This is a genomic window from Sporosarcina sp. Y352, from assembly GCF_056786535.1.
This window is the reverse complement of sequence record NZ_JBXCJE010000003.1, coordinates 45,606-58,979: the sequence shown is the minus strand read 5'-3', so window position 1 is coordinate 58,979 and position 13,374 is coordinate 45,606. Positions and strand designations below refer to the sequence as shown.

Annotated in this window: 12 protein-coding genes and 1 riboswitch; all 12 genes read left to right on the top strand. The window is 39.7% G+C overall.

Features of this window, described 5'->3' with window-relative positions:
• Positions 1–24 precede the first annotated feature (24 nt).
• The 12 genes from AC1TO6_RS05800 (at position 25) to cysI (ending at position 13,122) form a co-directional block, all read left to right on the top strand.
• A complete protein-coding gene (locus AC1TO6_RS05800) occupies positions 25–1,179 on the top strand; it encodes a saccharopine dehydrogenase family protein (protein WP_482100670.1) in 1,155 nt (384 codons plus the stop codon).
• Between the two features lie 194 nt (positions 1,180–1,373).
• Positions 1,374–2,030, top strand: a complete 657-nt coding sequence (locus AC1TO6_RS05795) for an amino acid ABC transporter permease (protein WP_482100669.1) — start codon at positions 1,374–1,376, stop codon at positions 2,028–2,030.
• A 38-nt stretch (positions 2,031–2,068) separates the two neighbouring features.
• The gene (locus AC1TO6_RS05790) at positions 2,069–2,818 is read left to right on the top strand and encodes an amino acid ABC transporter ATP-binding protein (protein WP_482100668.1); all 750 of its coding nucleotides are present in this window, start codon (positions 2,069–2,071) and stop codon (positions 2,816–2,818) included.
• A gap of 450 nt (positions 2,819–3,268) precedes the next feature.
• On the top strand, positions 3,269–4,438 hold the full coding sequence (locus AC1TO6_RS05785; RefSeq protein WP_482100667.1) for a TraB/GumN family protein: 1,170 nt from the start codon (positions 3,269–3,271) through the stop codon (positions 4,436–4,438).
• Positions 4,439–4,577: 139 nt separating this feature from the next.
• A riboswitch (SAM riboswitch) is annotated at positions 4,578–4,678 on the top strand.
• Between the two features lie 180 nt (positions 4,679–4,858).
• Positions 4,859–5,458 (top strand): adenylyl-sulfate kinase, encoded by a 600-nt coding sequence (gene cysC, locus AC1TO6_RS05780; protein ID WP_482100666.1) that lies wholly within the window; start codon positions 4,859–4,861, stop codon positions 5,456–5,458.
• Between the two features lie 233 nt (positions 5,459–5,691).
• Complete coding sequence (locus AC1TO6_RS05775) at positions 5,692–6,423, top strand: phosphoadenylyl-sulfate reductase (protein WP_482100665.1); 732 nt, start codon at positions 5,692–5,694, stop codon at positions 6,421–6,423.
• 1 nt (position 6,424) lies between these two features.
• Entirely contained in the window at positions 6,425–7,573 is a 1,149-nt protein-coding gene (sat, locus tag AC1TO6_RS05770) for a sulfate adenylyltransferase (protein ID WP_482100664.1), read from the top strand.
• A gap of 44 nt (positions 7,574–7,617) precedes the next feature.
• Positions 7,618–8,400: a uroporphyrinogen-III C-methyltransferase gene (cobA, locus tag AC1TO6_RS05765; RefSeq protein WP_482100663.1), complete on the top strand. Its 783-nt coding sequence runs from the start codon at positions 7,618–7,620 to the stop codon at positions 8,398–8,400.
• 153 nt (positions 8,401–8,553) lie between these two features.
• Positions 8,554–9,309, top strand: coding sequence for a sirohydrochlorin chelatase (locus AC1TO6_RS05760; RefSeq protein WP_482100662.1), 756 nt, complete (start codon positions 8,554–8,556; stop codon positions 9,307–9,309).
• 35 nt (positions 9,310–9,344) lie between these two features.
• Positions 9,345–9,491: a YezD family protein gene (locus tag AC1TO6_RS05755; RefSeq protein ID WP_482100661.1), complete on the top strand. Its 147-nt coding sequence runs from the start codon at positions 9,345–9,347 to the stop codon at positions 9,489–9,491.
• A gap of 54 nt (positions 9,492–9,545) precedes the next feature.
• Entirely contained in the window at positions 9,546–11,372 is a 1,827-nt protein-coding gene (locus AC1TO6_RS05750) for an assimilatory sulfite reductase (NADPH) flavoprotein subunit (protein WP_482100660.1), read from the top strand.
• A 25-nt stretch (positions 11,373–11,397) separates the two neighbouring features.
• Positions 11,398–13,122, top strand: a complete 1,725-nt coding sequence (gene cysI / locus AC1TO6_RS05745; protein WP_482100659.1) for an assimilatory sulfite reductase (NADPH) hemoprotein subunit — start codon at positions 11,398–11,400, stop codon at positions 13,120–13,122.
• Positions 13,123–13,374 lie beyond the last annotated feature (252 nt).

The window sequence follows — 13,374 nt, the reverse complement described above, 5'->3', positions numbered from 1 at the left end:
CCGTAGATAAGGGAGGTATGTAAATTGCATATTGTCATATTAGGAACGGGAATGATTGGAACTACAGTGGTCAGCGAAATCGCTAAGTTTTCCGTAATAGATAAAGTTACAGCAGTTGATGGAAGACAAGACAGCATCGAGAAGTGTCTGGAAAATGCAAATAGTCCAAAAGTAAATGGGGTAGTAGCACCGTTGGAAACAGAAGAGGATATTTTCAATATCCTAAAAGGTGCCGATATAGCAGTAGCTTGTCTACCACATTCCTTAAGTTTAATAGCAGTGAAGGCAGCTATAAGAGCAAAATGCCACCTTGTAGATCTTGTCGGTTCAGACTTCATTGAAAAAATAGCATTACATGATGAGGCGCAAGAAGCAGGTGTTATTATCATTCCCGGGTGCGGTGTTGCACCAGGTATAACAAACTTTTTAGCGGCACAAGGTATAGAATTGCTGGATGAAGCTGACGAAGCAATTATGACTTGTGGTGGTATTCCAAGGCATCCTGTTCCACCTCTTTGGTATCAAGTAGTTTTCCGTTTAGAAAGTGTACTTGGTTTATACACAAAACCCGCGATGGCTGTACAGGACGGAAAGCTTATAAAATTGCCCCCTTTATCGGGACTTGAAAAAGTTATTTTTTCAGACCCGGTAGGTGTTTGTGAAACGGTTATAACAGATGCACATAGCACAGCATTTGTGCTAAAGGACAAAGTTAAAAAACTATATGAAAAAACAGCCCGCTATCCTGGTCATTGGGGGAAAATGGGTGTTTTAAGTGAATTAGGATTTTTAGACACAGAAGAAATATCCATAGAAGGAACAGTAACTACTCCACGAGCAGTTGCGGAAAAAATTCTTACAGCTAAAATGATATCTGACTCAAATGAAGATATAACAATTGTGAGGGTAGAGGTCAGTGGTGTGAAAGATGGAAAATCTAAAAAGTATACATGGGAAATGATTGATCTTTTTGACCATGAACGGAATATTACATCGATGGCAAAAACGACTGCTCTTCCAGCAGCTCTTGTAGCTAAGTGGATTGCGTTAAAAATAATACCAGAGACAGGCGTAGTACCGATTGAAAGTTTAATTATTAGGGATAGATTTCAGCCGTTTATAGATGAGTTGAATAGTGTTGGAATTGAAATTGAATGTAAGGAAGAAACAATAATGTAACTATATATCTTGAACAAATGTATACAGAGTAAGTGACTTACAAGGGGCAGTCGGAGCAGTGAGGTTAGCGTCGATGCCTGCTTGGCTTTTTTGCCGCAGGCATCCCCTAGCGCTACAGCAGGTTCAATGGGATTCTTTATTTCATTATATATATATTAACTTATCAGATTAATTGTCAGACAGGAGGGGGATTTATGGACGCCGCAATTATTATTGATTCTTTGCCATCTCTGCTAAAAGCGACATTAATGACTATTCTCTTGGCGGCAATATCAATTGTTATCGCACTCATTATTGGGTTTTTCACTGCAATCATACGAATCGTAAAAGTTAGGATTTTGAATGGAATAGCAAGCACATACATTTCCATCATAAGAGGAACACCGCTGTTGGTACAAATATTCGTTATTTACTATGGTTTGCCTCAAATAGGAATTACCCTAGACCCAATATCTTCCGGGATATTGGCTTTAAGTTTAAACGCTGGGGCTTACTTGTCTGAGTCTTTCCGGGCATCCATACTTGCCGTTGATAATGGGCAGATGGAGGCAGCTATGTCCATGGGAATGACTTATTCACAGGCATTAAAGAGAATAATATTACCACAGAGTATGCGTATAGCAATACCAACTTTGTCAAATACATTTATCGTGCTCATTAAGGATACATCACTGGTTTCAGTCATAACGGTAACAGAACTATTACAAATGTCGAGTTTAATAATAGCTAAAACGTTTGAGCCATTAACAATTTATTTAACCGCCGCAGCAATTTATTGGGTATTAATCACTTTCTTTACAACACTTTTAAATAGACTTGAAATTAAGACTTCTAAATACTTGGTTCGGTAAAAAATAGAATTAAAAAAATGAATGTGGGGTGCTAAACCATGAGTATTATTCAAATTACTAATTTGAAAAAGAGCTTTGGATTAAATGAAGTATTGCAAGGAATCGATTTGACAATTGAAAAGAGCGAAGTGGTCGTATTAATGGGTCCGAGCGGTTCTGGAAAATCAACTTTGCTACGGTGCCTCACCTTTTTAGAAGAACCTACAGCTGGTGTTATTCAAATTGGTGAATTTCAAGTGCTTGCAGGCGGGAAATTAGAACGTAAACGAAAAAAAAACATTCGAGAGTTAAGAAAAAAGACTGGATTTGTCTTCCAATCGTTTAATCTATTTCCCCATAAAACTGCAATTGAAAATGTCATGGAAGGGCCCATTGTCATTCATGGAACTAAACGAAATGAAGCAAGAAAGTTGGCTGAAGCACTTCTAATTAAAGTAGGACTGGGTGATCGTTGTAACCACTATCCAGCGCAACTTTCGGGCGGACAACAGCAAAGAGTAGCAATTGCTAGGTCGCTCGCTTTAAATCCGCTTGTCATGCTTTTTGATGAACCTACTTCCGCTCTTGACCCCGAACTTGTACGGGAGGTACTGCAAGTAATTAAAGAGCTGGCTTCTGAAGGAATGACAATGGTTATAGTGACACATGAAATGAATTTTGCCAAAGATGTAGCTGATAGGATTGTATTTATGGATGAAGGCTTAATTATTGAACAAGGAACATCGGCAGAAATATTTCAAATGACTAAAGAGGAAAGAACGAGAAAGTTCTTGTTGAATGTCGAATAACTATAAGGACATCTTTTATGACACTATGGTCGTAATAGGTGTTTTTTTGTCGTTTTAATTAATTTCCGTTGTGCCGTTCATACATTATCTTCGCAGAATATCTGAATGAAGAAGATCGTGATACAGTTGTGAATAATGGAATTACGCTCGGTGATTGTGGGCGTTTAGATGAAGATGGCGGGGTTATTCTTGATGAGGGAACACCCACAAGAAATCTTTGTATATCCTAAAGACGAAGGAACGCAAAATTTTTTAAAGCAAGTCTAGCCAAAGGATTTCACATATTCTATCTAACGATTTTTCCTTGGTGGAATGACTCATATTTAATTAATAATGAAATATAATTGAATTTTGTTTCAAACTGATTCATTATTAATATTAGACCGTCTTTTGGTGATCACTGGATTGAGGTTACTAATAAGAAATTAGTTCTACAAAGGATGTTTGTTCATGCAAGAAGAAAATATTACGAGAATAAATTTAGATGGAAAAGAATTAATTCTTATTGGAACAGCCCACGTTTCAAAGCAAAGTGCAGATCAGGTAAAAGAAGTAATCGACAGAGAGAGACCTGATTCGGTTTGTATTGAATTGGATGAACAACGTTATCAATCTATCATGGAAGGAAGCAAGTGGAAGGAGACAGATATTTTTAAGGTAATAAAAGAAAAGAAAGCATCTTTACTTTTAATGAATCTGGCAATTTCCTCCTTTCAAAACCGTTTAGCAAAACAATTTAATATAAAGCCTGGGCAGGAAATGATTCAGGGGATTGAATCGGCAAAAGAAGTTGGTGCAGAACTTGTGCTCGCCGATCGTAATATTCAAATAACGTTCTCCAGAATTTGGGGCAACATCGGTTTCATGGGGAAAAGCCAACTTCTCACGTCGGTCGTCTATAGTATATTCAGCAAAGAAAGCATTTCTGAAGAAGACCTAGAAAAAATGAAATCAAAAGACACTTTAAATGCTGTATTAAACGATTTCACAGAAACTTTTCCGAAACTAAAGGAGCCTTTAATTGATGAACGTGATCAGTATTTAGCACAGAAAATTAAAGATGCACCGGGGAAAAAAGTAGTGGCTGTTTTAGGAGCAGCACATATTCCAGGGATTACCAAGGAAATTCATAATGAGCATGATTTACAAGCATTATCGCAAACGCCCGTCAAATCAAAACTACCTAAAATTATTGGGTGGGCAATTCCAGTGCTCCTTCTTTCTATAATTGCATATACTTTTATTTCAAATCCTTCAGCGGGTTTTGACCAAGCGCTAAGTTGGATATTGTGGACGGGTAGTCTTTCGGCAATTGGTGCGGCTGCGGCACTGGGACATCCACTAGCCATTTTGGCTGCCTTTGTTTCGGCTCCTATAACAACCCTACATCCATTGATTGCAGCGGGGTGGGTATCCGGAATTGTTCAGGCATTTTTCCGTAGACCAAGCGTTGGCGATTTCGAAAGATTATCTGAAGATGTATTTTCGATTAAAGGTTTTTGGGCAAATAGGGTAACACGAGTCTTATTGGTTGTCGTCCTCACAAACCTAGGAGGTACATTAGGTACCTTTATAGGTGGAGCTGATGTCATACGTGTATTCTTTGAGAACTTTAAATGAAAAATAGATAGTTTTTTTGTTATCTACACAAGAAGGATATTTAAAACCAATTAAACCAATAGACTTTAATTTATTATCTGATAAGTCATTGACAATGTCTTTTTCATAATGTAATATTGGTCTCAACTTAATAGTTCATATCTTATCCAGAGAGGTTGAGGGACTGGCCCAATGAAACCTCGGCAACAGACTGTTTAGTACTGTGCCAATTCCATTAAACGAAAGTTTAGAAGATAAGAAGAGAATTTTTTGTTCGATTAATTAACCTCTTCTTGCACTATTAAGAAGTGGTTTTTTATTTTCCACACAATAGAATACATGCTAATTAGACAACTAAAGGCATCTTTTAATCGATTATTTGTATCGGCTTAAAAGTTGTCTTTTTTTGTAAATTAAATAGAGAAAATGGGGGAGAAAATAATGACAGAATCTACAAATATCGTTTGGCACGAATCAGAGGTAACAAAAGAGAATCGCCAAGAAGCTAAGGGGCATAAAAGTGCAATTCTATGGTTTACAGGACTTTCAGGGTCAGGAAAGTCGACGATTTCAGTAGCGTTAGAAACAGCGTTACATAAAAAAGGTATTCATACCTATCGGTTGGATGGGGATAATGTTCGGCATGGTTTAAATAAGAATTTAGGGTTTAGTCCAGATGACCGCACGGAAAATATTCGTAGAATCGGTGAAGTCTCAAAACTAATGATTGATGCAGGATTGTTCACGTTAACAGCGTTCATTTCTCCATACAAGGAAGATCGGGATACAGTGCGTGACCTCGTCGAACCAAATGAATTTATCGAAGTTTACGTGAAGGCTAGTTTAGAAACATGTGAAGAACGCGATACAAAAGGACTCTACAAGAAAGCCAGATTGGGAGAGTTGAAAAATTTCACAGGAATCGATGCTCCTTATGACGTACCTGTTGACCCAGAAATCACTATTGATACAAATAAGCTAAGCGTTGAAGAATCAGTTAAAGTCATCGTAAATTATTTAAACGAAAATAAATATATCTGAAAAAACCAATAGATATGTAACTTCTTGATATTGTAGGAATAGAATACCTTTAAACCGACTTGACAGATAGGATTAATAAAGATATTGTTAATTTCAATCATAAGTAGAGCGGGAATTCTAATTGGATGTAAAATTCCGAACATATGAACAATAGATGGCTTTAACCATTGAATGGTTAACTTCGTCTTAAAAAGAGAAGTTACATCATTAATTTTATGGGGGGAGAAGTTTCTATGGTGAAACTGACGTATGACACATGGTTTAAGCCTACTGAAACGTTTAACATTGACGACGAGTCAAAGGGTGCTTTAAATGTTTTGAGATGGGCTTATGACGAATATGATGCTGATCTTGTCTATGCATGTAGCTTTGGTGTAGAAGGAATTGTAATGCTTGATTTGATTTCGAAAACAAAACCAACTGCTAAAGTGGTGTTTTTGGATACAGGGCTTCATTTTCAAGAAACGTATACCCTCATCGATGACATCAAAACGCGTTATCCACAGCTCGATATAGAAATGAAAAAGCCAGCCTTAACGGTTGAAGAACAGGCTGATGCACATGGAGAAAAACTATGGGAAAGACAACCAGACCGTTGTTGCCATATGAGGAAAGTTGTTCCACTTCAAGAGGCACTAAGCAATGCGACTGCTTGGTTATCTGGGCTACGACGAGAACAATCACCGTCTAGAAGTTTAACCGAATTTGTGAATAAGGATGAAACGTTCCAATCAGTTAAAGTTTGCCCATTGATTCATTGGACGTGGACCGATATTTGGGATTATGTTGATAAATATAAATTGCCCTATAATCCCCTTCATGATCAAGGATTTCCTAGTATCGGTTGCGTACCCTGTACGTCGCCAAGTGATACAACGTCAGGCTCAAGATCTGGCCGGTGGGCAAATCAAATGAAAACAGAGTGTGGATTACACCAAAAAATCAACTTAAATGGAGGAAATTAATATGAGCTTGAGTCAACCGCACGGTGGTACATTAATTAATCGCTGGAATCCAGATTTTCAATTGGAAGGGTTAACTGCAACAGTTGAATTAGATGAGATTGCTAGCAGTGATCTAGACTTGATTGGTACTGGGGCGTATAGCCCTATAAGTGGATTCCTAACAGAAGCGGACTACAATTCCGTCGTCCATACGATGAGGTTAACAACGGGTGAGCCTTGGACCATTCCAATTACATTGCCCACAACAGAAAAGAATGCGGAAAAAATTACGATTGGCAACTTTGTGAAATTAGTGAGAGACGAAATCGTTTACGGTGTACTCGAAGTAACTGATATTTTCACGCCCGATAAGGAAGTAGAGGCTGAATTGGTCTATCAAACGACGGACCGCGAGCATCCAGGTGTGAAGAAGTTGTTTGAACGTCCGAATGTCTATCTTGGTGGAACGATAACGCTGATTCAACGGAGACCATTGAATGAGTTTTCGGAATATCTGTTTGACCCGATTGAAACAAGACAAAAGTTCCAAGAGCTTGGCTGGAAAACAGTCGTTGGTTTCCAAACAAGAAATCCGGTTCACAGAGCACATGAATATATTCAAAAGACAGCTTTGGAGATTGTTGATGGTTTATTTTTAAACCCGCTTGTTGGTGAAACGAAATCCGATGATATTCCGGCAGATGTACGCTTGGAAAGCTATGAAGTTTTACTAGAAAACTATTATGCGAAAGAGCATGTGTTTTTAGGTGTATTTACAGCGGCAATGCGTTATGCCGGACCAAGGGAAGCCGTTTTCCATGCGATGGTCCGCAAGAATTTCGGTTGTACACACTTCATAGTCGGTCGTGATCATGCGGGGGTTGGTAATTATTACGGTACGTATGATGCTCAGGAAATCTTTAGTAATTTTACGCTAGGGGAACTCGGGATTACGTTATTATTTTTTGAACATAGCTTTTATTGCAGTAAATGCGACAGTATGGCAACACCTAAAACATGTCCGCATGATGCCAGTCACCATGTAATCTTGTCTGGTACAAAAGTGAGAGAAATGCTTCGAAATGGAGAGAAGCTGCCAACGACATTTAGTAGACCCGAAGTGATTGATGTATTAATTGCAGGAATGCAAAAAGAAAAGATTCATTCATAACGTCAATTTTACTTTAGAACTAAGCGGTGAGAGGAGTGATAAGAATGGGAAAAGTATTTATAGTAGGAGCTGGACCTGGAGATGTTGATTTAATCACCGTTAAAGGGCTGAAATGTATTCAACAAGCTGATGTTATCTTGTACGATCGCTTAATAAATAAAGAGCTTCTTACTTATGCAAAACCGGGAGCGGACTTAATATATTGCGGGAAATTACCAAACTACCATGCAATGATCCAGGAAACGATTAATCACTTTTTAGTAAAATATGCGAAGCAAGGAAAAATCGTCACACGATTAAAGGGTGGAGATCCATTCGTGTTCGGGAGAGGTGCTGAAGAAGCAGAAGTTCTTGCGGACAATGGAATCCCATTTGAGGTGGTTCCAGGAATTACTGCAGGGATTGCAGCACCTGCTTATGCGGGTATCCCAGTGACACATCGCGAGTTAAGTTCGAGTTTTGCAATTGTAACAGGTCATATGCGTGCTGGAAAGAGCGACTCGATTCACTGGGAAAGTCTTGCGGTCGGAATTGATACCCTTGCGATTTATATGGGTGTCGGAAACTTGCCTTATATTTGTGAGCAACTGACAAAGTATGGTCGACCTGAAAGTACGCCTGTAGCTCTTGTTCATTGGGGAACAACGGAAGCGCAATATACGATTACGGGAACACTCTCTACTATCGTCGAGATTGCTAGGCAGTCCGAAATTGAAAATCCAAGCATGATTATTGTCGGCGAAGTAGTGAAGCTGCGTGAGAAGATTCAGTGGTTCGAACAAACCGGATTGAACCAAAAAATGATTAAAGAAGTTTCTGCATACTAACAATTTAACTTCATTCAGCAGGTGGGGAAACCCTTACCAAATGAAGTTAAGCCTGTGGCGATGTTACAAATTTTGATGGGAAATAATTGAGCAATCTAAAGTCGGAATTTGGAGGCAAATACACTGAGGCGTATTTGATAAGGGGGGATTAGCATGCAGGCAGTCTTATATGTTGCCCACGGTAGTCGGATTAAAGCAGGTGTCGAAGAAGCCATTCAGTTTATTCAGAGCAGTCAAGCAATGATTGATGTTCCGATTCAAGAAATTTGTTTTTTGGAGCTCGCGGTACCAAGCGTGGATGAAGGTATTACGAAGTGCGTGGAACGCGGAGCCACTAGAATCGCTGTTATTCCTATACTTTTATTAACCGCAGCGCATGCAAATGAAGATATTCCCTTTGAAATTGAAGTGGGGAAAATCATGTATCCCGATATCGAATTTACATACGGAAAAGCATTGGGCATTCATCCGAAAATTATTGACAGCTTATTTGATCGAGTTAAAGAACAAAATGTAGCGATTACTGAAGATGCACAGGTGCTGCTCGTAGGAAGAGGAAGCAGTGATCCGGCAGTTAAGCATGATTTAAATGAAATTGCACAGCTTCTTGCCGACAAGTATTCGTTTAACAAAGTAAATGTCTGTTTTCTTTACGGGGCGGAACCTCATTTCGATGAAGCATTACTGCAGCTACGGGAATCAGCGCAAAAGCAAGTTTTCATTATTCCTTACTTATTATTTACAGGTATTTTAATGAATGGCATTGAAAAAAAGATTTCGGAACAGGCTATTGCTGGTCAGCAGCTTATTCTATGTGAAAATCTAGGTTATCACAAATATGTCCAGGATGTACTTGTAGAACGGGTGTATGAGTTACTTCAAAAAGAACAAATCAGTCAGCCTATTTAATAAAGAATCTTTGTCTGAAAGGAAGAATAGGGACTATGGAGAAACGGGATAAAAACCTTGAGCTAACCATTGAAAACGTAAAACAGATGCTGAGCACGATGAATTATGGCTCTATCACATTGGTTATTCAAGACAATGTTGTAGTTCAAATAGAGAGAAACGAGAAGATTAGATTGAAATAATCGCCATTTCTTCTGTTAACTATATAAAATACAATTTTTGTGGGGTGGAAAATTTTGGCGCTTCAAGTGATAAATAGTCCTTTCAATCAGGAGCAGGTAGAACTCCTTAATCAACTTTTGCCAATACTAACGGATACACAACAAATCTGGTTGGGTGGATATCTGAGTGCAAATCAGTTAACTGCACAATCAGTCGCGTCAGGCAGCGTCGCAGTTCTGGAAGCTCCTGTAACGCAAATAGATGTTGTTTCAAAAGAAGTGACAATTCTTTACGGATCTCAGACTGGCAACGGGCAAGCTTTGGCTGAAAAACTGTCGAAGAATTTGAAAGCACAAGAGTACCAAATAACGCTTTCGGCTATGAACGAATTTAAGCCAAATGCGCTCAAGAAGATCGAAAATTTACTACTAATTGTGAGTACACATGGTGAAGGTGATCCACCAGATAATGCATTGCCGTTCCATGAATTTCTTCATAGTAAAAGAGCTCCGAAATTGGATAATCTACAATTTTCGGTTCTGTCTTTGGGAGACAGTTCTTATGAGTTTTTCTGCGAGACAGGTAAACAGTTTGAAAAACGATTACTAGAGTTAGGCGCAAAACAGCTTAGTCCGCGTGTCGATTGTGATTTAGATTATGATGAATCTGCTGAGGAATGGTTTTCGAGTGTTTTAGCTACATTAAATGAGCAACAAGGAACCAGCTCTATAACTGCACAACAACCTGTCGAACAGGGAGTTGCAGAACTGCAGGAGTACTCTCGAACGAATCCGTTTAAAGCTGAAATTCTAGAAAATTTGAATTTAAACGGTCGTGGGTCTAACAAGGAAACGCGTCACCTTGAGCTATCACTTGAAGGGTCGAACCTTGAGTTTGAACCGGGAGACAGCTTGGGCATTTACCCGGAAAATGATACTGAATTAGTAGATGCCTTAATTGCGGAGATGAGCTGGGATGCTAGCGAAACCGTTCAGGTCAATAAACAGGGTGAGCAAAGGCCGCTGCGTGATGCGCTGATTTCTAACTTCGAAATCACTGTATTGACGAAACCATTGCTACAAAAAGCTCACCTATTAACCGCTAATAATGAATTGAAGGAGCTCTTGGAACCTGAAAGAGAGCAAGAATGCAGAGAATATATCTATGGCCGTGATTTATTGGATTTTGTACGGGATTTTACCCCCTGGGATGTCTCTGTAAGTGATTTTGTCGCAATATTACGTAAAATACCGGCTCGACTCTATTCAATTGCCAGCAGTTCAAAAGCAAATCCAGATGAAGTACACCTCACGATTGGAACTGTGCGTTATGAGGCACACGGTCGAGACCGAGTAGGGGTCTGTTCTAATGAATGTGCTGTACGTGCACAACCAGGAGATCATTTACCTGTTTATGTTCAGCGTAACTCGAACTTTAAATTACCAGCAGATCCTAACACGCCATTGATAATGATTGGACCTGGTACTGGTATTGCTCCTTTTAGATCGTTCATGGAAGAACGCGAGGAGATTGGCGCTGAAGGAAAAACATGGTTGTTCTTTGGTGAACAACACTTCGTTACAGACTTCCTGTATCAGGTTGAATGGCAACAATGGCTCAAAGAAGGCGTATTGACACGAATGGATGTTGCATTTTCCCGCGATACGAAAGACAAAGTCTATGTCCAACACCGAATGATAGAGAATAGCCAGGCTATTTTTAAGTGGTTGGAAGAGGGTGCTGTACTCTACGTTTGTGGTGATGAAAAGAATATGGCAGCGGATGTCCATGCTACTTTGGAAAGAATCCTTGAAGAAGAAGGGTCCATGACTTCTAAGGAAGCATCTGACTATTTGGCTGATATGCAACAACAAAAACGATATCAACGAGATGTCTATTGAAACAAGTGAGAGAGGAGCTAGTTACATGACTAAAAAAATAATTCTACCGCCACAACCCGGTCCACCTAGTGATGTTGAGCGGATTAAGAGTGAGAGTAACTATTTACGAGGAACGCTTGTGGAGACGCTTGAATATCCAATCAGTTCGGGGATACCTGACGATGATAATCGATTGATGAAACACCATGGGAGTTATCTGCAAGATGATCGGGATTTACGCAATGAGCGACAACGTCAAAAATTAGAGCCTGCATACCAGTTCATGGTCCGAGTTCGTGCTGCGGGCGGCGTTGCAACCTCGGCGCAATGGTTAATAATGGACGGAGTTGCCAATAAATTTGGAAATGGAACATTGAAATTGACTACCCGCCAGGCATTTCAAATGCATGGGATTTTAAAGTGGAATATGAAGGAAAATATTCAGGAAATTAATGCGGCATTGATGGATACGCTAGCGGCTTGCGGAGATGTGAACCGTAATGTGATGTGTAATCCAAACCCTTATCAATCAGATATTCATGCCGAGGTTTATGGCTGGGCTCAGAAACTTAGTGATTACTTATCGCCACGGACCAATGCTTACCATGAAATCTGGCTTGATGGTGAAAAAGTAGTCGACAGTCAAGAAACAGAGGTAGAAATTGAACCAATGTATGGTGCACTTTATTTACCAAGGAAATTTAAAATTGGTGTAGCAGTTCCACCTAATAATGATGTTGATGTCTTTTCACAGGATCTTGGTCTAATTGCCGTTTTAGAAGAAGATAAATTAGTCGGATTCAATATCGCTGTCGGAGGCGGCATGGGGATGACGCATGGGGATACGAAAACTTATCCTCAGTTAGCTCGGGTGATTGGATTCTGTACACCGGATCAGATTATCGAAGTAGCCGAAAAAATCATTACGATTCAACGTGATTACGGGAATCGTTCTGTGCGAAAGTATGCACGTTTTAAATACACCATTGATGCTCGTGGACTTGATTGGATCGCAAAAGAACTCAATGAACGATTAGGTTGGGAGCTTGAAACTGCACGTGATTATCATTTTGAACATAATGGTGATCGTTACGGATGGGTGGAAGGAAGCGATGGGAATTGGCATTTCACGCTCTTTATCCAAAACGGTCGCGTCCAGGACTTGGATGATTATCCACTGATGACAGGGTTGCGAGAAATTGCCAAGATTCACACAGGGGATTTCCGACTTAGCCCAAATCAAAACCTGATTATCAGTAATGTTTCGAGTCAAAATAAGAAAAAGATTGTCGAACTGATTGAGCAATACGGATTGACGGATGGGCAGCAACATTCCGCATTGCGACGGAGTTCAATGGCTTGTGTTGCTTTTCCAACTTGTGGGTTAGCGATGGCTGAAGCCGAACGTTATCTGCCTTCACTACTAGATAAGATGGAACTGATCCTGGATGAAGCAGGATTGCGTGAAAAAGAGATTATTATTCGTATTTCGGGCTGTCCGAATGGTTGTTCTCGTCCATCTTTGGGGGAAATAGCCTTTATCGGTAAATCTCCTGGAAAATACAATATGTATCTAGGGGCTGGCTTCGTTGGAGATCGGCTGAATAAATTATACCGGGAAAATATCGGTGAAGAAGAAATTCTAGAACTGCTTAGACCATTATTTTTCCAATATGCAAAGGAAAGACATGAAGGCGAGCATTTTGGAGATTTTGTCATCCGTGCAGGGCATGTGAAAGCAGTTCAATCTGGATTGGACTTTCACGATTAATTAGAAATTCGCTGGAGTTTCGACACTAAGAAAAGCGCAAGCGCCTTGGTAGACCCGAAAAGCGCTGTATGACCTTAAGATAAAGGCGATTTTTGCCTTTAACTTAAGGGCTGAAGTGACTTGAGGGGCTAGGCGCTGGAGTCTAGACACTGCTCGAAGTGAAAAATATATGTTTTATTATTGTGAAAAACTAAGAAGGACCGCAAATTTTGCGGTTCTTTCCAGAATTACTAACAGCGGCAGGTGGTTGAA